The organism is Rhodococcoides corynebacterioides NBRC 14404 (genome assembly GCF_001894765.1).
In the GTDB taxonomy this organism is placed as follows: domain Bacteria; phylum Actinomycetota; class Actinomycetes; order Mycobacteriales; family Mycobacteriaceae; genus Rhodococcoides; species Rhodococcoides corynebacterioides.
On the sequence record NZ_BCWV01000003.1, the window covers coordinates 169,782 to 192,263 of the forward strand.

Annotated in this window: 4 protein-coding genes; 1 reads left to right on the forward strand and 3 read right to left on the reverse strand. The window is 73.4% G+C overall.

Annotated elements, in window-relative coordinates; all coding sequences use genetic code 11:
• Positions 1-6 precede the first annotated feature (6 nt).
• The 3 genes from RC2_RS06260 to RC2_RS06270 all read right to left on the reverse strand — a co-directional run bounded on the left by RC2_RS06260 (position 7) and on the right by RC2_RS06270 (position 4,661).
• Positions 7-1,974: a DUF222 domain-containing protein gene (locus RC2_RS06260; protein WP_072681194.1), complete on the reverse strand. Its 1,968-nt coding sequence runs from the start codon at positions 1,972-1,974 to the stop codon at positions 7-9.
• A 114-nt stretch (positions 1,975-2,088) separates the two neighbouring features.
• Entirely contained in the window at positions 2,089-4,062 is a 1,974-nt protein-coding gene (locus tag RC2_RS06265) for an MDR family MFS transporter (protein WP_139277325.1), read from the reverse strand.
• A gap of 119 nt (positions 4,063-4,181) precedes the next feature.
• Entirely contained in the window at positions 4,182-4,661 is a 480-nt protein-coding gene (locus tag RC2_RS06270) for a MarR family winged helix-turn-helix transcriptional regulator (RefSeq protein WP_068152160.1), read from the reverse strand.
• Positions 4,662-4,893: 232 nt separating this feature from the next.
• Between RC2_RS06270 and RC2_RS06275 the strand changes: the two genes are divergently transcribed.
• Positions 4,894-22,455 carry a non-ribosomal peptide synthetase gene (locus tag RC2_RS06275; RefSeq protein WP_072681197.1) on the forward strand — a complete coding sequence of 5,854 codons (17,562 nt, stop codon included), beginning with the start codon at positions 4,894-4,896 and terminating at the stop codon, positions 22,453-22,455.
• Positions 22,456-22,482: the final 27 nt, after the last annotated feature.

Sequence of the window (22,482 nt, forward strand, 5' to 3'; positions counted from 1 at the left end):
CGCCCGTCAGAACGGGGGTGGTGCGTCGTCCGGTTCGGGTGGTCGGATCCCTTTCAAGTTGTTGCGGAGTCGGTTGCGGTGGCGTTCCTGGCGTCGGCGGGCGTGTTTCTGCTCCGTGCGTGGGGCTGGTCGAGTGGGTTCGGGTTCGCCCGGTGTCGGGGTGCGCGGTGTCGATGGCTTCTTCTTGCCGGCGCCGGGTGGGTCGCCGAAGACGATCATGTCGAGTCCGGGGTGGGCGTCGAACCCGGTGTAGGCGGGGCCGAGGACGGTGCGGCCTTCGGGGATGGTGAACGTCCGGATGATCCGGCCGGGGTGGTCGGGGTCGGGGTACTGGTCGTCGACGAAGTCACCGAACGTTTTCAGCAGGTGGTGAAACCGGCATTTCGCGCCCAACCCGGTCGCAGTGGTCTGTCCGCCCCGCTCGGGGTGGGCGTGGTCGTATTCGGTGATGTGGTCGAGGTCGCCGTCCCACGCCGGCTTGGTGCAGCCGGGCCAGGTGCAGTACTGGTCTCGGGCGCGGATGTAGGTGTTCAGTGCCGCGGAGGGCCGGTAGGGGTCGGCGGGTTGGGTGGCCGGGAGTGGGGTGTCGGTGCCGTCGCCGAGGGGGCGGATGATCGCGGCGGGGTCGGCGGCGAGGTCGCGGATGTGGGCGCCGGAGACGATGCCGAGTCCGGCGATGTAGCCGACACCGTCCACCAGTTCGGACTCTTCCGCAACCGCCTCGACCGCGATCTCGTCGATCGCTGCAGCCTCATCGACCGCAACGTCGTCGACGGCCGCCGCAGCCTCCTCGGCCACGTTATCGTCGGTCGATACCGCCTCCGCCGCGACGGCATCAGCCTCTGCAGCCTCGGCTGTAGTCTCCGCGAGCGCGACCTCGTCGGCCGCAACAGCGTCGGCGGCAACGGCATCGGACGTCACCTCATCGGCCGCTGTCTTCTCGGCGGCGGCGTCCTCGACCGACACTCCGTCTGCCGGAGCCGCGGTCGTACCGGTAACCCGAGTCTGTGCCTGCGCTGTTGGCTCTGTCGCAGCCTCGGCGGCGGTGGTCGCGGCAGGGGTGGTCGCGGGTGCGGGTCCGGTGAGGGTGGTGGTGTCGGTGACCACATGGATGACGATGCGTGCCGCGTTCGCTGCGACCTCGTCCGCATCGACCACGGTGAACGTGCAGTCGGGGCGGGCGCAGTCGCACCCGAACGGGGCGTGCTTGACCAACGCGAACAGCGCATCCGATGCCCGCGCTGTTTTGGTGCGGCTGTCGTGTCGGCAGACCTGTGCGGCGAGGCGTTCGACGACGCGGGCGACGATGGCCGCGCGTTCGGCGGACATCGTCGCCCCCACGGTCGCCATGCCGTCGAGTCCGGCTTCGGTGAAGAAGCACCGCCCCTTCAGGGCGTCCTCGCGGCGTTCGCGGACGGCGTCGGGGTCGCGGCGGTAGACCATCTGATCGCACAGATCCCGCACCCGCCCCGTCGACCACGACCCCGGCTTGCGCAACGCGGCGGCGATGTCGGCGTCCACCAGTCCCTGATACGACCGGCCGTGGATCAACTCGGTGCGGGAGACGATGGTGCGGATGTAACTGGGCGAGACCACCCCGTCCCGGAGGCATTCGAACACCCGCGGCAGACGGTCCCGGAGGGCGACGGCGTTGTCGAGGATCCGTTCGGCGACGTACTGGGAGACCGACAGGGCGGTGGCGATGCGGGCGGCGCACTGAGCGAACGCATCGACCGCCCGCTCGTCGCGGTCTTCTTCGGCGAGCACCAGGTCGGTGTGCAGGGCAGCGGCATGTTGGTAGCGGCGCCACTCCAGGTACGCCGCCCCCGCAGCCAGGTCGGCCAGGGCGTCGAGATGCCCGCCGACGGGGAGGTCGAACGAGGCGGGCAGGCCCATCGCGGCATGGTCACGCGCAGCCCAGGCAACGCCCCCCACCTGCGGCGCGTCCACCGCGCCGACCCCCCGATCGCTCATGTGTTCGATTGTAGAGACCGCCACCGACACTCGCCGCTCTATCGACCGGGAACCGGGACAGCACAACGCCCCGCCCCATCCGACGGGATGGAGCGGGGCGTTCTGGACCGGTGATCAGTTGGTGGCGTACCGACCAGCGTCGTCGGGAACGTGCACGTCACCGAGAACGCGCGCGATCTGGTCCTCGCTCAGTCCCAGACGACGCAGTCGCTCGCACACCGCGTCGAATCCGAGCATCTTGGCGTCGAGACGCTGCTGCAGATCGGCGACCTCGGCGCGCAGCGCCTCCGCCTCCTCGAGAGCCTCGAGCGTTTCCGTCGGACGCGGCAGGAGCAGCGACAGGAGACGGTCACGAGCGTCGGTGCTCAGTCCGTCGAACGGAGCCTGGCCGGGGGCGGCCTCGTGCCGGCCGGACGGAGCCGAGACCGAGACCCGACCCTCGGTGCGCCCGTTCGGCAGAGCCTCGGTGTGCGTGCTCGGCATAGCCTCGTCCGGCGCGGGACGCACGGTCATCGCGGTCGGAGCAGCTGCGGTTCCGACCTCCGGCGCACCTTGCGCGTCGGGCTGGACAGCGGCAGCGGAGTCCGCCTTCAGGTCGATCGTGGTGCGCAGCGGGCGGTTCGGGATGAACAGCACGGCGAGCACGGTCACCAGGGCCACCGCACCGGCGATGAGGAAGATGCGACCGGTGGCGTCACCGTAGGCAGTACGAATGACCGCGGCGACGGGCGCCGGCAGCGATCCGAAGTCGAGCGATCCACCGCCGCTGGACGATCCGGCGGGCACACCCAGTGCGGCGAGGCCCGATGCGGAGTTCTCCGCGACACGGGTGGCGAGCACCGAACCCAGGACGGAGACGCCGATCGCGCCACCGAAGGTGCGGAAGAACGCGACCGTGGAGGACGCCGCACCGATGTTCTGCACCGACACGGTGTTCTGCACCGCGAGCACCAGGTTCTGCATCAGCATGCCGGTACCCAGACCGACGACCGCGATGAAGATGCCGACCAACCACAGCTCGGTCGCGTGGTCGATGCTGCCGAGGAGGCCGAAGCCGACCACGAGGAGCACCGAACCGGTGACGATGAACGGCTTCCACTTGCCGAAGCGCGAGATCAGCTGGCCCGAGCCCACCGAGGACACCAGCATGCCGGCGACCAGCGGGATGGTGAGCAGACCGGCGGCGGTCGGCGAGTAGCCCCGTGCGGTCTGGAAGTACTGCCCCAGGAACGTGGTGGCGCCGAACAGGCCGACACCGACGGCGACCGACGCGATGATCGCGAGACCGGTGGTGCGCTCGGTGACGATCTTCAGCGGGATGATCGGGCTCTTCACGCGAGCCTCGACGATCACGGTCAGCACCAGCAACGCCACACCGGCGCCGACGTACATCGCGGTTTCGCGGGAGAGCCACTCGTAGTAGCCGGCCTTCCCGGCGAACGAGACCCAGATGAGCAGGATCGAGACACCGGCGGTGAGGAGCAGCGCACCGAGCCAGTCGATCGAGACGTCGTCCTTGCGCTCCGTGGTGATGTGCAGCGTGCGCTGCAGCAGGAACAGAGCGATGACGGCGAGCGGGATGCAGACGAAGAAGCACCAGCGCCACCCGAGGGGGCTGTCGACGATCACGCCGCCGAGGATGGGGCCGCCGGACATCGAGACGGCCATGACGGCGCCCATGTACCCGGAGTAGCGGCCGCGCTCACGCGGGGAGACGATGCTGCCGATGATGGCGACGACCAGCGCGGTCAGACCGCCCATGCCGATGCCCTGGACGACGCGGGCGGCGAGCAGGATCGGCACGTTGTGCGCGAATCCGGCCATCACCGATCCGGCGACGAAGATGACCAGGGAGGTCTGGACCAGCACCTTCTTGTTGAACAGGTCGGCGAGCTTGCCCCAGATGGGGGTGGAGGCCGCGTTGGCGAGCAGGGCCGTCGTGATGACCCAGGCGTACGCCGTCTGCGACCCCTTCAGGTCGCCGATGATGGTGGGCAGCGCGGTCGAGACGATGGTGGTGCTGAGGAGCGCGGTGAACAGACCCGCGAGCAGCCCGACCAGCGCTTCGAGAATCTGACGGTGGGTCATCGCGCGGGGATCCGCGGAGGAGTCGGGCGTCGGGGTCCGCTGGTCCCGTTCGGCCCGGGACGGCGGCGCGTCGTAGGTGGTAGCCATGGGAGTTCTCTCTTCGGTCGTATCTCGGATAGTCAGTTGCCGGCGAGCACGCGTGAACCCGAGTGCCGGGTCTGCGCGTCGACGGTGAAGGTGGTGGTCAACCGGGTGATGGACTCGAGGGCGGCGTGCGCCTCGTCCTCGTCCCAGTCGGCGAGCAGTTCCGACAGTCGCTGCACCCGTTGCGCCTTGATGCGGTCCAGGCAGGCGATTCCCTGGTCGGACACGCGAACGCGGGTGGCGCGGCCGTCGGCCGGATCCGGCGTACGGACGACGTGTCCGGCGTCCGTCAGCTCGGCGAGCTGACGACTGAGCACGGACTGGCTCGTGCACATGACCACGGCGAGCTCCGACTGACGGCATTCGCCGTGCGTCGCGAGCGTGCCGAGGACGCCGACGAGCGCCGGCGCGAGTTCGAGCCGGTCGTCACTGCGGGCCACGGCGACGCGCAGCGCCCGGCCGAATCGGAAGACCTCTTCGACGAGCGATGCGGCGGTGTCGGTGCGTACGGCCACTGCCCTCACCCCTTCCAGTTGCTTACTGTCGGCAACTATATAGATAGATGCTGTAGGTAAACAACTGTCAAAGGCAGTGATTCCCGAGACACCCCGGCGAGTCACGAGACACCCCGACGAGTCCCGAGACACCCCGACGTGCCACTCACACCGGACCGGAGCGACCTTGTGAGGTGTCCAGAAAGCCCGTCGCCGCTGGCTGTCGATCGACCGATCGACCTACGTTGTCGGAGTGACCGGGCCCCCCACGTCGCGCGGCACACCACTCAGCGCGGCCCAGACTCCGCTGTGGTTCGCGCACCACCTCGCGCCCGACGTCGCGCTCACCGTCGCACTCCACGTCCGTCTCGACGGCCCGATCGACCGACGGCGCCTGCACGACGCGTTGTACCGCGTCGGGTCCGAGTCCGGTCTCCGCCAGAGCCGACTGGTTCCCGACGCGACGGCGCCCGCGGACCCCGCCCGCGCCCGTCTCGTTCTGGTCGACGACGCGCCGATGAACTACTCCGTCGTCGACCTGTCCGGCACCGGCGATCGCGCCGACGACGACGAGCGCTCCGACCCCTACGCCGCCGCCGAGGCGTGGGCCGCCGCCGAACACCGACGTCCGGTCGACGTGGCCGGGACCGACCTGGTCCGCGTCGCACTGCTGATCGTCGACGACACCCCGGGCCGCGAACGGGCACTGCTCTATCTGCGCGCCCACCACCTCGTGCTCGACGGTCACGGCGCCTTCACCCTCCTCGGTCGCATCGCCGACGCCTACTCCGGTCGACCCACCCCGGAACCGCCCCTGAGTCCGGACGTCGCCGACCGCATCCAGGCCTCGGAAACCGCCTATGCGACGTCGACGCGGCGCGCCGCCGACGAGCGACACTGGCGCGACCGACTGATCGACTTCGTTGCGCCACAGTCCTTCTCCGGTGAACCGCCGAGTCGACCGCGTACACCCGAGCGCACCGACGTGACCGAGGGCGGGACCGACGTCGACCCGTCGACGGCCGTGGCGGCGGTCGCCGTCCACGTGGCGCGCACGCTCGACGTCACCGACGTCGTGCTCGGCTTCCCGGTGTCGGTGCGGACCACCGCCGCCCTCCGCGCCGCCGGCGGCATGATGTCCGGCCTCGTTCCCCTGCGCCTGCGGGTCGACGACGACACCACGGTCGCCGAGCTCACCGCCCGAGTCGGTCTCGAGATCCGATCCGCGTTGCGCCACCAGCGTTTCCGGGACTGGGACGCTGTCGTCCCCACGGACGCCTGCCCGTACGGCACCACCTTCGGGCCGGTGGTCAACATCATGCCGTTCGCCGCGCCCCTCGTCTTCACCACCGACGGGGTCGATGTCGCGGCGCCCGTGAGCATCCTGTCCAGCGGCCCGATCCACGACGTCGCGGTCACCATCTCCGCCGGCGGCGCGCTGGATCTGCAATGGAACCCGGACCGCTACCGCGACATCGACGTTCGGCGTCACGTCCACCGACTCGGCGCCACGCTGGACGCCCTGCGATCCGCGTCGCCGACGACGTCGGTGGGCTCGCTGACCGTCGCGCCGGACCCGGAGACCGTGATCCTCAGAACCCGCAGGCCCCCGCCCACGCCGCAGCCCCGCGTCGCGGCCGCACTCCTGGCGGACGTCGTCCGTGAGCGACCGGACGCGCCCGCACTCGACGACGGGCGCACCCGACTCACCTACGCCGAGATGGACCGGTGGACAGCAACGTTCGCAGGACGGTTGCGGTCGGTGGGCGCACGGTCCGGCGTGACGATCGCGCTCGCCATTCCCCGCAGCGCCGAGTTCGTCCTCGCCTGGTGGGCGACCACCCGCACCGGAGCGACGATCCTCGCCGTCGACCCGACCGACCCGGAGGAGCGGCGCGCGACACTGGTGGACCGCGTCGGCGCCGTCGCCGTGGTGGTGGCCGCGGACCGGCCGGTGGCACTGCCCGACGGCCTCCCCGTTCTGACGATCTCGGCGCGCGACTGCCGTCCCGCCACCGAGCCGATCGGCCCCGAGCCCGTCCTGGATCCGCGGCTGCCGGCGTACATCCTCTTCACGTCGGGATCGACCGGGATCCCGAAGGGCGTCACCGTCTCCCACGCCGGCCTGCACGCCGTCCTCTCGGCCCACCGCGACCGCGTCGGCGACGCCGTCGACGCGCGGGTGTCGGCCGTCGCCGCCCCGACGGTGGACGCCTCGGTCAGCGAGATGCTGCTCGCGCTGGCGACGCGCGGCTGCCTCGTCATCGCGGGGGACGACGCCGTGGCGGGCGACGCCCTGCAGTCCCTGATGACGACGCGCGGCGTGACCCACGCCATCCTCACTCCCCGAGTGCTCGACACGCTCGATCCCGACGCCGGAGTCCTCGAGGTCGTCTGCTGCGTCGGGGAGGCCTGCCCGCCCGACGTCGCGGCACGGTGGTCCTCCCGCGTCGCGTTCCACGACGACTACGGCCCCACCGAGACCACCGTCTGGGCCACCGGTTTCGGCCCGATGCGCCCGGGTGACGACGTCCTGATCGGATCACCGATCCCCGGAACCACGGCGGCCGTGCGGGATCGGCGCCTGCGCGACGTCCCGGTGGGCGTCGCCGGCGAGCTGTACCTCGGCGGCGTCGGTCTCGCCATGGGATACCTGAACGACGCGGCCCGCACCGCGGAGCGCTTCGTCGCCGCGGCGGGCGGGCAGCGGGTCTACCGCACGGGTGACCGGGTTCGGTGGGCGACGGCGGACCACCTCGAGTTCCTCGGCCGCACAGATCGACAGATCTCGTTGCGCGGCAGGCGTATCGAGCCCGGCGAGATCGACGCGGCGCTCCGCGACTGCCCGGGAGTGCGCGCCGCCGCGACGGTGCTGCGGGCGGTGGCCGGCACCGATCACCTGGTGAGTTACGTGGTCGGTGCCGATCCGGCCGCGGTGGAGGCCCACGCGGCCCGCGTCCTCCCCGCCGGCCTCCGGCCCACGCACGTCGTGCGTCTCGACGCTCTCCCCCTGACCGTGTCGGGCAAACTCGACGCCGCCGCCCTCCCCGATCCGACTCCGCGACCGGCATCGGCGGCACGCGCGCCGGTGGGTGAACTCGAGACCGTCCTCCACGCGACGGCGGTGGCAGCACTCGGGGACACCGTCGGTGCGGCGACTCCGGGCGTGGACGACGACTTCTTCGCGGTGGGTGGCGACAGCATCTCCGCCCTGCGGTGGATCACGTTGGCCGCGGCCGCCGGCGTGCACACCACTGCGGCGGAGGTGTTCGAGCAGCGCACACCCGCACGGGTGGCACAGGTCGCGGTCCTCCGTGACCGGGCGGCGGACGACCCGGGACCCGACGACGGAGTCGGACTCGCGCCCGCACTCCCGATGATCCACCAGCTCCTCGCCCGCGGGGGTGACCTCCGGCGGTACGCCCAGACCGTGACACTCGTTCTACCGCAGTCGATCTCCGACGATCGGCTCCGGCGCACGGTGTCCGCCGTGCTGGAGCGACACCCGCACCTGCGCGCTCGCCTCGTGATCGACGACGACGTCCGCCTCGACGTCCCGTCGCCGACCGGCAGGGGGGTGAGCATCCCGAACGCCCCCGATGCGGACACGGCCGCCGAAGATGCGGTGGCCGAGCTCGACCCCCTGTCCGGCCGCACGATCGCCCTCCGCCGGGTGCGCGGCGACGGCGGGGCCTCCCTCCTCGTGGTGGCGGTCCACCACATCGTCGTCGACATCGTGTCCTGGTCGGTGATCGTCGGTGACCTCGCCGCGGCGTGGCAGCTGGTGGCCGACGACCGACGACCCTCGCTCGCACCGGTTCCCACGACGCTGCGTGCCTACGCGACGGACCTGGCCGCCTCGGCACGACGTCTCGCGACCCCCGAGCGGGTCGAGGCGTGGCGACGCATCGTCGGGGCCGAGCGTCCGGGCCTCGCCCGCCGCCCGATCGACCCGAGCCGAGATCGCCTCCGGGACAACGTGGTGCGCGTCGCCACGCTGGGACGCGACGCGACGAACGCCCTCACCGACCTGGCGCCGACGCGACTGCACTGCGGTCCCGACGAGCCCCTCGTCGCCGCCGTGGCCCTCGCACTCGCCGAGCTGGGCACCTCGGGGACTCGACCCGGCCGCGGACCCGTCGTGATCGGGCTGGAACGACACGGACGTCCCACGGCCGGTGCGGATCTCGCGCGCACCGTCGGCTGGCTCACCGCGCTGGTGCCCGTAACGCTGGACCTCGGAGGTATCGACCTCACCGACGCCGCCTCCGGCGGAGCAGCTCTCGGTGACGTGGTGGCGGCGGTGAAGGAAGCACCGGCCTCGACGTCCGACGACGACGCCACCTACGGGGTTCTCCGGTATCTCGGACCGCCCGACGTGCGCCGCGACCTCGAGTGGTCGCCCGAGGTGACCGTCGCGCACCTGGGACGCCTGTCCGTCGGCACCGGCGACTGGCTGCCGGTGCCGGGCTCGCCGTGGGATGCCCCCGCCGCGCCGGATCTCGCGCCCGTCGCGCCGATCGAGATCGAGGCCGCCGTCGTGGACGGCGGCTTGACCGTACGGCTGACCGTCCTGCCGGACGCCGTGAGCGACGAGGTCGCCGACGGGCTCCTCGACGCCGTGTCCCGGGCGCTGCTGACGCTCGCCGCGTGGTCCACGACGGCCGGGGCGGAAGCCCTGACCGCACGGGACTTCCCGGACGTCGACGTCACCCGAGCGGACCTGCGCCGGTGGCACGAGACCCACGGTCCGGCGGTCGACGTCCTCCCGCTCGCGCCGCTGCACGCCGGCATGCTCCACCACGCCCGCCTGGCCGGCGAGACGCGGCACGACCGCCCCGCGGACACCGGCGTCGACCCCTACGTGGTGCAGTCGACGCTGACGATCGACGGACACCTCGACCTCCCCCGCCTGCGGCGCGCCGTCGAGACGGTTCTGGACCGTCACGACGCCCTGCGCGTCGCGTTCCTCACCACCGCCGACGGCGTCGACGTCCAGTACGTGCGACCGCACGCCGAGCTGCCGTGGGCCGTCGCCGACGTGGCCGGGGACCCCGATCCGGACGCGGTGCTGGCGGCGTTCCTCGACCACGATCGACTGGTCGGATTCGATCCGGCCGATCCGGTGCGAGCGCTGGTGCGGGTCGGAGTCGTTCGGCTCGACCGGGCCCGCCACGTCGTCGTGGTCACCCACCACCATCTGGTGCTCGACGGGTGGTCGGCGGCGCGTGTCACGAGCGAACTGCTCGCGAGCTACCACGGGCTCGCACTCCCCGCGCACGTCTCCCCCCGCACCTGGTTGCGCTCGCACACCGCGGAGCGCACCGCCGCGGCGGTCGAGACCGTGGCGCGAGAATTCGTGGGCGCGGAGCCGTCGTTCCTCGTTCCGACCGGGACGCGGTCGCCGGCGCAGCGCCCGGTGCTGTTCCGGCATGCCGTCCTGGATCGTGCGCAGACGGACGCGATTCGGGAGCGAGCCCGGGGCCTGGGTGTCACCACCGCGGCCCTGATCCAGACGGCGTGGGCGATCACCCTCGGCCGGGCGACGGGACGGACCGACGTGGTGTTCGGCGTCGTGGTGTCCGGGCGGCGACCGGACGTGCCGCAGGTCGACGACGTCGTCGGGCTGCTGGCGACGACGGTCCCCACTCGCGTCGACCTGCATCCCACGCGGACGCCGGCGGAGGTGGCGCGGCGGGTCCAGGCCCAGCGGGCCGAACTCCTGGGCCACGCCTGGCCGGACCCCGCGACGCTGCGCCGCGCGGCCGGCCCGGGAGCCGAGTACGACACGGTGCTGGCCATCGAGTCGTATCCGATTCCCGAACTCCCCGTCACCGGGGGCATCGAGGTGATCGACCGAACCGCCCGCGACGCCACGCACCACCCCCTGTCGATGATCGTCGACCTCGGCGACACCCTCGTCGTCCGCGCCGGCTATCGCGGCGACCTGCTGACGGCGGACGCGGTGGACCGGCTCGTCGACGAGGTGCTGAGGGTGCTGCAGGACGGGGCGGGCGACCCCGAGCACGCTGCTGCCGAGACGATCACGGCGACCGCGACCCCGCCGGACACCCTGCCGGCCCTGCTGGCGGACGCGGGCGGCCGCTTCGCCGATCACGTCGCCCTGGTCGACGACGCAGGATCCCTCACCTACGCCCAACTCGCCGCCCGCCGCGACCGACTGGCCGCGGGGTTGCGTGCCCGCGGGGTCGGGCCGGAGACGGTGGTGGCCGTCGCGCTGCCGCGGAGCGTGGACGCCGTGATCGCCACCCACGCCGTGTGGGCCGCGGGCGGTGCCGTGCTCCCGCTCGACGTCGACGCGCCCGCCGACCGGTCCCGCGCTGCCCGCGACGACGCCGGATGCGCGCTCGCGATCGGTGCCGGGCCCGACGACGTCGCCCTGGCCGATCTCCTCGCACCGACCGACCCGCGGCCGAGTGCACCCGTGCGTCCCGACTCCGCCGCCTACGTGCTGTTCACCTCCGGATCCACCGGCCGACCGAAGGGCGTGGTGGTCTCCCACGCCGCCGTCGTCGGCCAGATGTGCTGGCGGGTCGACGCTTTCGAGCTGGGACCGGCCGACACGGTGCTGCACAAGACCCCCGCCACCTTCGACGTGTCGATGTGGGAGCTGATCGCCCCGTTCGTCGCGGGCGCGCGAGTGGTGGTGGCGCCGCCGGGTGCCCACCGGGACGCCGCGGCACTGGTCGATCTCGTGATCCGCCACGGGGTGACCGTGCTGCACCTGGTGCCCTCGTTCCTGCCGGCGTTCACCGAGTCCGTCACTCGGGCCGTCGGCGACACCCCGGCGACCACGGGCACTCGGCTGCGTCTGATCGCCGCGTCCGGCGAGGTCCTCCCACCGGACGACGCCCACCGCGTCGCGGCGATCACCGGGGCCGACGTGATCAACCTGTACGGCCCCACCGAGGCCACCGTGGACGTGACGGCCCACCGCGTTCGCGCGGACGACACCGACGTCGTCCCGCTGGGTGAGCCCGTACCGGGCACGACCGCCCGAGTCCTCGATGCTGCCCTGCGCCCGGTACCCACCGACGTGGTCGGTGAGCTGTACCTGGCGGGACCGCAACTCGCCCGCGGGTACGTCGGGCGGCCCGGGCTCACCGCCGAGCTCTTCGTCGCCGGCCCGGGCGGAACCCGCCGTTACCGCACCGGCGACCGCGTCCGTCGCACGCCCGACGATGCATTGATCTTCCACGGCCGCACCGACGACCAACTGTCTGTCCGCGGCGTACGGCTGGAACCGGCCGAGATCGAGACCGCCCTGCGCCGACTCGACACGGTGGTCTCGGCCGCGGTGACGGCGCACGAGGGTCGGTCCCTCGCCGTCGTCACCGTCCGTGGCGACGTCACCGGGGCCGAGATCCGATCCGCCGTCGCCGAATTCCTGCCCCGCACCCACGTTCCCGACGTCGTCGCGGTGGTGGACGCGCTGCCGACCACACCGTCGGGCAAGGTGGATCGCCGGGCGCTGCCGACGGCGGCACCGGCCCCCGACGAGCCGCGACGACTGCCCGACACCGCGTCGGAACGTGCGGTCGCACAAGCGTTCTCGGAGGTCCTGGCGCCCGACCGTCCCATCGGAGCCGACGACGACTTCCACGATCTCGGGGGCACGTCGGTGGCAGCCGGCCGGATCCTCGCGCGGATCGAGGCGTCCACCGGGGTCCGGGTGCCCCTGCGCGTGCTCGTCGAGACCCCGACCGTCCGGCAGGTCGCCGCGGCCGTCGACGCCGAATCCCCGACGCCGACACCGGCGTTGATCGCGGGCCAGCGAGACGGCGTCTGGACCCCGACCGCGGCGCAGCACCGCATGTACCTCGCCCACCGACTGGACCCGCGGTCCTACCTCATGCCCGTGGTGCTCGCGCTCGACGAGGAGCCCGACGTCGCCGCGGTGCGGACCGCCCTGGCCGATCTCGTGGATCGGCACGAGATCCTGCGCACCGCGTTCGAGGAGAACGGTGATCGCCTCGTCGCGCGGGCGGTTCCGGACCACGTCCCGACGGTCGACGTCGTCGACTCCCCCGGACTCACCCCGGAGGACGCGATCGGCGCCGTGATCGGCCCGGTCGACCTCGCGGTCCCCCCGCTCCGGGTGCGTCTGGTCCGGCGCGGGTCGGCGGACCCGCTGCTGATCCTGGTGCTGCACCACATCACGGCCGACGCCGTCTCGCTGCCCGTCCTGGTCCGCGATCTGGTCGAGGCGTACACGGCCAGGCGGTCCGGCCGGGCACCGGCGAGTCCGCTCCCGGCCCTGCAGTTCCGCGACCACGCCGCACACCGGGCGGCGGTGCTGGGCTCGCGGGACGATCCGACGTCGCTCCTCGCCCGTGAGGTCGACCGGTGGCGCCAGCACCTGCGCGGCCTGCCGCCGGTGACCGGCGTGCCGACGATCCGTCCCTCGGATTCCGACACCACGGGGCATCGCCGCATCGCGCTCGATCCGGAGGTCGCCCGCGCGGTGTCGACCCGCGCCCGCGCCGTGCGGACCACCCCGTTCGTCGTCGTGGCGTCTGCCGTGGCCGCGGCCCTCGCGCGCTGGACCGGTGGCGCCGACGTCGCTCTCGGCACGCCCGTGTCGGTGCGGCCGCATCCCGCGCTGGACGACATGGTGGGGCTGTTCGTCGAGACCGTCGTGCTCCGGGTGCGCGGCGACGGCAGCACGACTCCGGCCACCTGGGTGCAGCGACTCCGGGACGAGACCGTCGAGGCGCTCTCGCACGTCGTCCCGTTCGACGAGGTCGTGGCGGCCGTGGCGCCCGACCGCACGGCCGCGCACTCGCCGCTCGTCCAGGTGATGGTGACCGTGACGGACGCGCCGCCGCCGTCCGTACCGGGTGCGCGCGTGATCGACGTCGGCCCCGGACCGGCGGTCCTCGATCTGACGGTCGCCGTGGACCTCACCGGGGACACCCCGCACATCGACCTCGTCCACCGTTCGACCGTGGACGCGGGGGCGGTCGCCGGTCTCGCGGCGATCCTGCCACCGATCCTGGCCGCCGTCGCCGACGACCGTGCGGTGCCGACGGGCGACGTCGAGATCCCCGCCCCCGCACTGCCAAGGGCGGTTCCGGTACTGGAGGCACGCACGCTGGCCGACCTGCTCGACGAGTACACCGCGACCGACCCGTCCGCCGACGCGCTGATCGCCGACGACGTGGTCCTCGACCGCGCCGAGACCGCCCGACGGGCCGCACGCCTGGCCCGGGTCCTTCTGGGGTACGGGGTGGGACCGGAGGACGTGGTCGCCGTCGCTCTGCCCCGGTCGATCGAGCAGACGATCGCCGTGCGTGCGGTGGCGGCCGCGGGGGCCGCGTTCCTCGCCCTCGACCCCGCCCATCCGACGGCGCGGCTGAACGTCGTTCTCGCCGAGGCCCGTCCGGCGGCGGTGATCACCCGCGGCCCGCACTCCGAGCTCACGACCGCGGCCGTGTGCCTCGACCTGGACGACCCGGGGACCGCGTCCCGGATCGACGCCGGACCATCGACCCCGGTGCGGGACGCGGACCGGACGGCACCGCTGCGCCCCGACCACCCCGCGTACGTCGTGTACACCTCGGGCTCCACCGGAACCCCGAAGGGCGTGACGGTGACGCACGCGGGCCTGCACGCCGCCGTCGTCGACCAGCGCGGACGCCTCCAATCCCATCCGGCGGCGCGGGTTCTCGCGGTGTCCGCCCCGACCTTCGACGCCGCGGTGGGCGAGACCGTCATCGCCCTGGCCCTGCGCGCCCCACTGGTGATCGCTCCGGCCGACGTGTTCGCGGGGTCCGACCTGGCGGACGTCCTGCGCCGCCACCGCGTCACCCACGCGATGATCACTCCGCGCGTGCTGGACGTGACCCCGGCCGACGACCTGCCGGATCTCGCCGTCGTGTACTCCGCCGGTGAGGCGGTGCCGCCGTCCGTCGTCGCGACGTGGGGCGCGGACCCCGCGCGGCCGCTCGGCAACGTGTACGGCCCCACCGAGGCGACGATCTGGTCCTCGATCGCCGACCGGCTGCGGCCCGAGGAGCCCGTCACGGTCGGAGCCCCGACGGTGGGCGTGACCGCGAGCGTGCTCGACGCGCGGCTCCATCCCGTTCCCGCCGGCGTGGTCGGCGAGCTGTGGCTCGCCGGTCCCGTGCTCGCGCGTGGCTATCTGCGGCAACCCGCCCGGACGGCGGAGAGGTTCGTGGCCGCTCCCGGCGGGGCGCGGCGCTATCGCACGGGCGACCTGGTGCGGTGGGACGGCACCGCAGTGACCTACCTCGGCCGCGCCGACACGCAGTACACGGTGCGTGGTGTGCGGCTCGAACTCGGCGAGATCGAGGCGGCCCTCGCCGCCCAGCCCGGCGTGGCCGCGGCGGCCGCGACCGTCGACGGAGACCGCGTGGTGGGCGTCGTGGTGGGACCGGTCGACCCCGAGGCCGTACGGACCGGCGCCGCGACTCTGCTGCCGCCGGTGCTGCGCCCGGCGGTGGTCGGCGTGGTGGACGCACTGCCGATGACCACCTCGGGCAAGCTCGATCGAGCCGCCCTGGTGGTTCCTGCCCCGGCGCCCGCCGCCGGCGCACTGCCGCAGAACTCCGCCGAGGATCGCGTGGCCGACGCCGTCGCCGAGGTGTGCGGCGTCTCGTCGGTCGGCCGGGACGACGACTTCTTCGCCCTCGGGGGAACGTCGCTGAGCGCGGTGACGCTGGCCCGCCGGCTCGAGGTGCCGGTCCGCACGGTGTTCGACGACCCGACCGTGCGCGGGCTGGCGGCGGCGTTGCCGTCGGCCCGGCAGGCCTGCCGTCCGGTGACGCGCGTGGACCCGCGACCGGAACGACCACCCCTGTCCTTCGCCCAGCAGCGTCTGTGGTTCCTCGCCCGCACCGGCGAGGCCGGCGCCGCGTACACGGTTCCGCTGGTCCTCGCGCTGCGCGAGGAGCTCGACACCGACGCGCTGCGCGCGGCCCTGACCGACGTGACCACGCGCCACGAGGTGCTGCGCACGGTCTACCCGGACGTCGAGGGTGTTCCCTGGCAGCGGGTCCTGGCACCCGCCCCCGCGCACCTCGAGACGGTGACCGCGACGACCGCGGAGGTGCCGAGGCTGGTCGCGGAGCGCGCGACTCGGCCGTTCGACCTGGCCACCGACCCACCGCTGCGAGCCACGCTGGTCACCCGAGGGCCGGCCGACCACGTGCTGGTGCTGGTCCTGCATCACATCGCGGTGGACGGGTCGTCCCTCGCCCCGCTGGCACGGGACGTCCGGCGTGCGTACGACGCCCGACGCGCCGACCCCGAGCGTCCCGCCGCCCTCCCCGCCCTGCCGGTGCAGTACGTCGACGTCGCGCTGGCACAACAGGATCCGCCCGCGGACGCGCTCGCCCGGTGGGTGGACCGGCTCCGGGACGCGCGGCCGTTGCCGCTCCCGCTCGACCACCCCCGACCCAGCGAGCCGTCGTATCGCGGTGCGCGGGTGCCGTGGTCGGTGGACGCGCCCACCACCGCCGCCCTGCGCGCGATCGCGGAGCGCCGTGGGACGACGCTCGCGGGTGTGATGCTCGCGGTGCTCACCACCGCGCTCTCGGGATGGACGGGCGAGACGGACGTGTGTGTCGGCATGCCGGTCTCCGGCCGAGACGATCCGGTGCTGGACGACCTGGTGGGCATGCTGGTCGACACCGTCGTCGTACGGACCCGGGTCGATCCCGCAGCGAGCTTCGACGAGCACGTGGCCACCACCGGACGACGGGTCCGTGAGGCTCTCGCCGACTCCGCCGTTCCGTTCGAGCAGGTGGTGCGCGCGATCGACGCCGAGGTCGGCGACCGCGACCGTGACGTGCCCCCGCTGTTCCAGGTGATGCTGGCCTACCAGGACCGTCTCCCGACCGTCCCGGGAATCGAGGTCCTCGATCTCGCCCCGGCCCGCGCGCAGGTCGACCTCGTCGTCGACGTCACCGAGACGCCCGCCGGGCTGTCCGGAACGATCACCCGGGCCACGGACGTCCTCACCGGCGACACCGCCCGACGGCTCGCGGACATGCTCACGCGTATCGTCGACGCCGCCGCTGTGGGTCGACTGCCCCGACTCGAGCACGCCCCGGTGCTCGAGCCCGGAGAGCGCGCCGTCCTCCTCTCCCGGCGCGGCGACGACGCCCTCCCCCCGGTGCCGTGGGCCGAGCTGCTGCAGAGCGTCGCTCGTCAGCACCCCGACGGTCCCGCGATCCTGACCGGCGACCGCACCGTCACCTACGCGGACCTCGCCGACCGCAGCGCCGGCTGGGCGCGCGTCCTCGCCGCGCACGGCGTGGGGCCCGAGGTCACGGTCGCGGTCCTGCTCCCCCGCTCGATCGAGCACGTCGTCGCGGTGTGGGCGATCGCGGCGGCCGGTGGCGTCCACGTGCCGCTCGACCCCGACCACCCCGTCACGAGACTGCAGGAGACGACCGCCCGCGTCGGAGCCCGCGTCGTCGTCGCCGCGTCCGCCCGATCCGACCTCGGGACCTGCCTGACGCCCGCCGACCTCGACGCCCGCGCGTCGTCCGCACCGCCGGTCCCGGCGTTCCGTTCCCACCCCGACCACCTCGCCTACGTCGTGCACACCTCCGGGTCGACCGGTGCGCCGAAGGGCGTCGCGATCACGCACCGCGGACTGCACGACCTGGTCTGGGACCTCCGCCTGCTCGGCGACGGACGGGACGCCCGGATCCTGGCGGCGGCGTCCCCGACCGTCGACGCCTCCGTCGCGGAGTGCTTCCTCGCGCTCGCCCACCGCGCTCCGCTCGTCCTCGTGCCCCCGGACGTCACGCACGGTGCCGAGTTGACGGACGTGATCGCTCGATCGCGGGCCACCCACGCCCTCCTGACACCTCGGGTGCTCGCCACCCTGTCCCCGGCGGACGTGCCGACGCTGCGGTCGGTGTCGTCGGTCGGCGAGGAGTGCCCGCCCGAGGTGGCGGCCGCGTGGTCGATCGGTCGCGACTTCCGCAACGAGTACGGACCCACCGAGACCACCGTCTGGGCGACCCGCACCGCGCCGGTGCGGCCCGACGCCCGAGTCGTCGCCACCGGATCACCCGTCCGGACTTCCATCGGACGACCCGTGCGCGGGACGCGCGCCCTCGTCCTCGACGCGGCCCTGCGCCCGACACCGCTCGGCGTGGCCGGGGAGCTGTACGTCGACGGCCCCCATCTGGCCCGCGGCTACGTGGGCGCGCCCGACCGCACCGCCGAGCGGTTCGTCGCCGTGCCCGTCGGCGCGTCCGTGCCGGGATCGGCGGGAACGGCGGGAACGCGGATGTACCGCACGGGCGACCTGGTGCGCTGGACCGCCGCCGGCGACCTCGAGTTTCTCGGCCGCACCGACCTGCAGATCAGCCTGCGCGGTCGGCGCATCGAACCCGGCGAGATCGAGACCGCCCTGCGGTCCCTGCCCGGCGTGGCGGACGCCGTCGTCGTCGCGCACGAGGGTGTGCGGCTGGTGGCCTACGTCGTCCCCGACGAGACCGACGGGCCCGGAGGGACGGCCGAGGTCGACGGGGCCGAGCTGCGTCCCGCGCTCGCCGCCCTCCTGCCACGGGCGGTGCTGCCGTCGGTGATCACGGTGCTGCCGTCCTTCCCGACCACGCCGTCCGGCAAGATCGACCGCCGCGCACTGCCCGCCCCGACGCTCGGCGCGGTCCGCTCCCGCCCGGCCGCGACGCCCGCCGAGACGCTCGTCGCGCAGGTGTACGCGGAGGTGCTCGAGCTGACCGACGCGCCCGGCGCGGACGACGACTTCCTGGTCCTCGGCGGTCACTCGCTGACCGCGACACGGGTGGCGGCGCTGCTGAGTGCGCGGACCGCCCGCCCGGTCTCCGTGCGCACGATCCTCGAAGCGGGCACGGTCGCGGCGGTGGCTGCGGAGCTCGGACCGCTCGCGTCGGCACCCACCGCGACGCGGACACTCCCGACGCTCCTGCCGCGCCCGGAGCGATCTCCCCTGTCCTACGCCCAGCACCGGCTCTGGTTCGTCGGGCGGATGGACCCGGACGGCCACGGCTACGTCGTTCCGCTGGTGTTGCGCCTGACCGGCCGACCGGACGTTCGTGCCCTCGACGCGGCGCTGGTCGACGTCGTCACCCGCCACGAGGTCCTCCGCACCGTCTACCCGGTGGCGAACGGAATGCCCTATCAGCACGTCCTCGATCCGCCGGAGACGGTGCTCACCACCGGGCCGTCGGACGACGCCCCGCCCGCGTTCGACGTCACGACGGATCGGCCGCTGCGCGCCCACCTGACCACGGCCGACGACGCGTCGGTGCTCACCGTGCACGTGCACCACATCGCGGCCGACGGCGGCTCGCTCGCCCCGCTCACCCGGGACCTCACGACCGCGTACGCCGCGCGCCGGGCCGGCCACGCGCCGTCGTGGTCTCCGCTGCCGTTCCAGTACGTCGACCATGCCCTGCGCGAACGTGCCGCCGACAGCTCGGCCGCGGTGCTGGACCACTGGCGTGCTCGCCTGGCGGGTCTCGACGTCGATCGGGCGCTGCCCACCGACCACCCCCGCACCGACGTCGTGATGCACCCGGCGTCCCGCATCACCCGCACCCTGTCCGCCGCCGACACCACGGCACTGCGTCGGACCGCCGACCGACGACGCGTCACCGTGTTCATGGCGGTGTGGGCATCCGTCTCGACGGTCCTCGCGCAGTGGACGGGTCGCGACGACGTCGCCGTCGGCACCGCCGTCGCCCGCCGCGACGATCCGATGTACGACGATCTGATCGGCCTGCTGGTCGAGACCCTGGTGCTGCGCGTTCGGCTCGACCGACAGGGCACGGTCGACGATCTCCTCGACACCGTCCGCGCCGACCTGACCCGCGACTACGAGCAGGCGGGCCTGCCGTTCGAGCGGCTGGTCGACGACCTCGGCGCGGTCCGCGCACCCGGACGTCACCCGCTGGTCCAGGCCATGCTCACCACGACCTCGGCCGCCACGCCGACGCTCGAGGCACCGGATCTGACGATCACCCCGCTGACCCCGTCGACGACGCCCACCCAGTTCGACCTGGTCTTCGCGTTCCGGGAGGAGGCCGGGCGATTCCACCTCGAGGTGACGTACGCGTCCGATCTCTACCTGCCGACCACCGCGGCGCGCCTGGCCGACGGCGTGCTCGCGGCGCTGCGTGCCCTCCCTCGCGCCGACCCGGACGCGCCCCTGTCCGTCCTCGGCCTCGCGCCACGGCCCACCGCGCCGCGACTCGGTCCCCCGTCGGTTCCGCCGCGCACACTCGCCGACCTCGTCGATGCCGCGGCGTCCGCCGCTCCCGATCGCATCGCGGTACTCGACGTCACGACCGGAAACGCCGCGACGTACGCGGAGGTCGCCACGCGAGCGCATCGCATCGCTCGCGAGCTGATCGCGTGCGGAGCCGGACCCGAACGAGTGGTGGCTCTCGCGCTGCGACGCGGCCTCGACCACGCCGTGGCCCTGCGGGCCGTCGCGGCCACCGGCGCCGCCGTCGTCTGCGTCGATCCCGACCACCCGGCGTCACGGACCCTCACCGTGCTCGAGACGTCCGGTGCGGGGTGGGTGATCACCGCGGGCGAGGACGGCGAGCGCACGGCGGCGATCGCTCCGTGGATCCCACGTCTGGTGCTCGGCGCCCGCGACACCGAGGAGGCCCTCGCCCGTCGTCGGTCGACACCGCTCACCGACGACGACCGTGTGGCCCCGATTCGTCTCGACCAGCCGGCCTACGTGGTGTTCACGTCCGGGTCGACGGGCACTCCCAAGGGCGTCGTCGTCACCCACCGCGGGCTCGCCGACGCGGCGGAGAGCCAACGCCTGCGGGCGACGGACCTCGACGTGTCCCGCGTCCTCGCCGTGTCCTCGACCACGTTCGATGCCTCCATGGGAGAACTGCTCACCGCCCTGGGGACCGCGGGGACCCTGGTGATCAGCCCGCCGGGAGTACAGGCGGGCCCGGAGCTGGCGCTCGTGATCCGGGATGCGGCCGTCACCACTGTGGTCGTCACCCCGCGAGTCCTGGACACCGTGCCCGTGGACGGGCTCGACTGCGTCCGCGTGGTCGTGGTCGGCGGTGAGGAGTTGCCGCCGCACGTGGTGGATCGATGGGCGCCGGGACGACGCCTGCACAACGACTACGGGCCGAGCGAGACGACGGTGTGGGCGACCGCCACGACCCCGCTGCGCGCGGGCGCACCCGTCACGATCGGTCATCCCGTCCGCGGAGCCGCCGGCGAGGTGCTCGGCGACGATCTGCACCCCGTCCCCGACGGCACCGTCGGCGAGCTGTACGTGACGGGCAGCGGCGTCGCACGCGGGTACGTCGGCGATCCGGCGCAGACCGCCGCCCGGTTCGTCGCCGCGCCCGGCGGTGTGCGCCGCTACCGCACCGGCGACCTGACCCGCTGGACCGCCAACGTCTCCGACAATGCACAGGGACCGGCCCTGACCTTCCACGGCCGCACCGACCACCAGCTCTCCGTCCGGGGAGTGCGCGTCGAACCCGGCGAGATCGAGGCCGCCGTCCGAGCCCACGAGGGCGTGCGCGACGTGGCCGTCGTGATGCACCGGGACGAGGCCGGCGTCGACCGGCTCGTCGCCCACGTCGTGGGCGACGTCGTCCCCGCGGAGGTCCGGGCCACCGCCGCACGGCGCCTGCCCCGGTCGCTGGTCCCCGACCGGGTCGGTGTCCTCCCCGCCCTGCCCCGGACGTCGTCGGGCAAGCTGGACCGCCGAGCTCTCCCGGCGCCCGTCGTCACCGCGGCGCGCTACCGCGCTCCCGCCACCCCGACCGAACGGGTGGTCGCCACGGCGTTCGCCGCGGTGCTCGGACGCGACCGCGTGGGCCGGGACGACGACTTCTTCGCGATCGGAGGGACCTCCCTCGACGCGACGAAGGTGGCCGCGCACCTGTCGAAGTCCACCGGACTCGACCGCGCACTGCGCGCCGTCGTCACGCACGGAACCGTCGCGGCGATCGCCGCGAGCATCGACGCGGACGTGTCGACGTCGATTCCGGACGCGGTGCTCGTCCCCGTCGCCCGCCTGTCCGACGGCGACGGACCCCCGGCGGTGTTCTGCATCCATCCGATGATGGGCCTGGCCTGGCCGTACGTGGAGCTGAGTCGGTACCTCGACCCGCGCGCGGCGGTGTGGGGCGTGCAGACGCCGGCCCTCACCGATCCGGGCTTCCTCCCGGCGACGATGGACGAGCTGGTGAACCGCTACGTCGACGAGATCGTCGCCGTCGACCCCCGTGGGCCCTATCACCTGCTGGGGTGGTCGGTGGGCGGCGTTCTCGCCCACGCGATCGCCGACGCCATGGCCCGGCGAGGGATCGAGGTGGCGTCGGTGATCCTGCTCGATCCCGTCCACAGCCTCGACCCGGACAGCATCGTCAAACGCGAGCAGAACGCGGCCCTGTTCGGCGACGCGGATCGACGCCCCGCCGACGCGGCCACCCTCGGACCGGACGAGCTGTGGTCGGTGTGGAGCAGTCTCGGCGGCGACCAGCTGCCCCTCACCGACGTGCAGGCGCGGTTGGTGACCGCCGCGATGCTGCGCGTCTACGAGCTGGTCGACACCCACGTTCCGCCGACGATCGACGCCGACGTCCTGGTGATCGACTCGACCGTGACCGCGGCCGAGCTGATGCGGTCCTCCGAGTTCTGGAGCACCTGGTGTACCGGCCACCTCCGGACCGCGGACGTGTCCTTCCGGCACGGCGAACTCATGTCGAGCGAGGCCCTGGTCGAGGTCGGTCCCCTCGTCGCCGCGCATCTCGCGAACGTGAGCAGCCCCGCCTGACCCCGGGGAGGCCCGGTGGACCGCGCC

Excerpts from the sequence above, each read along its gene's own strand:
- RC2_RS06260 (WP_072681194.1), bottom strand. The coding sequence starts at position 1,974 with ATGAGCGATCGGGGGGTCGGCGCGGTGGACGCGCCGCAGGTGGGGGGC.
- RC2_RS06265 (WP_139277325.1), bottom strand. The coding sequence starts at position 4,062 with ATGACCCACCGTCAGATTCTCGAAGCGCTGGTCGGGCTGCTCGCGGGT.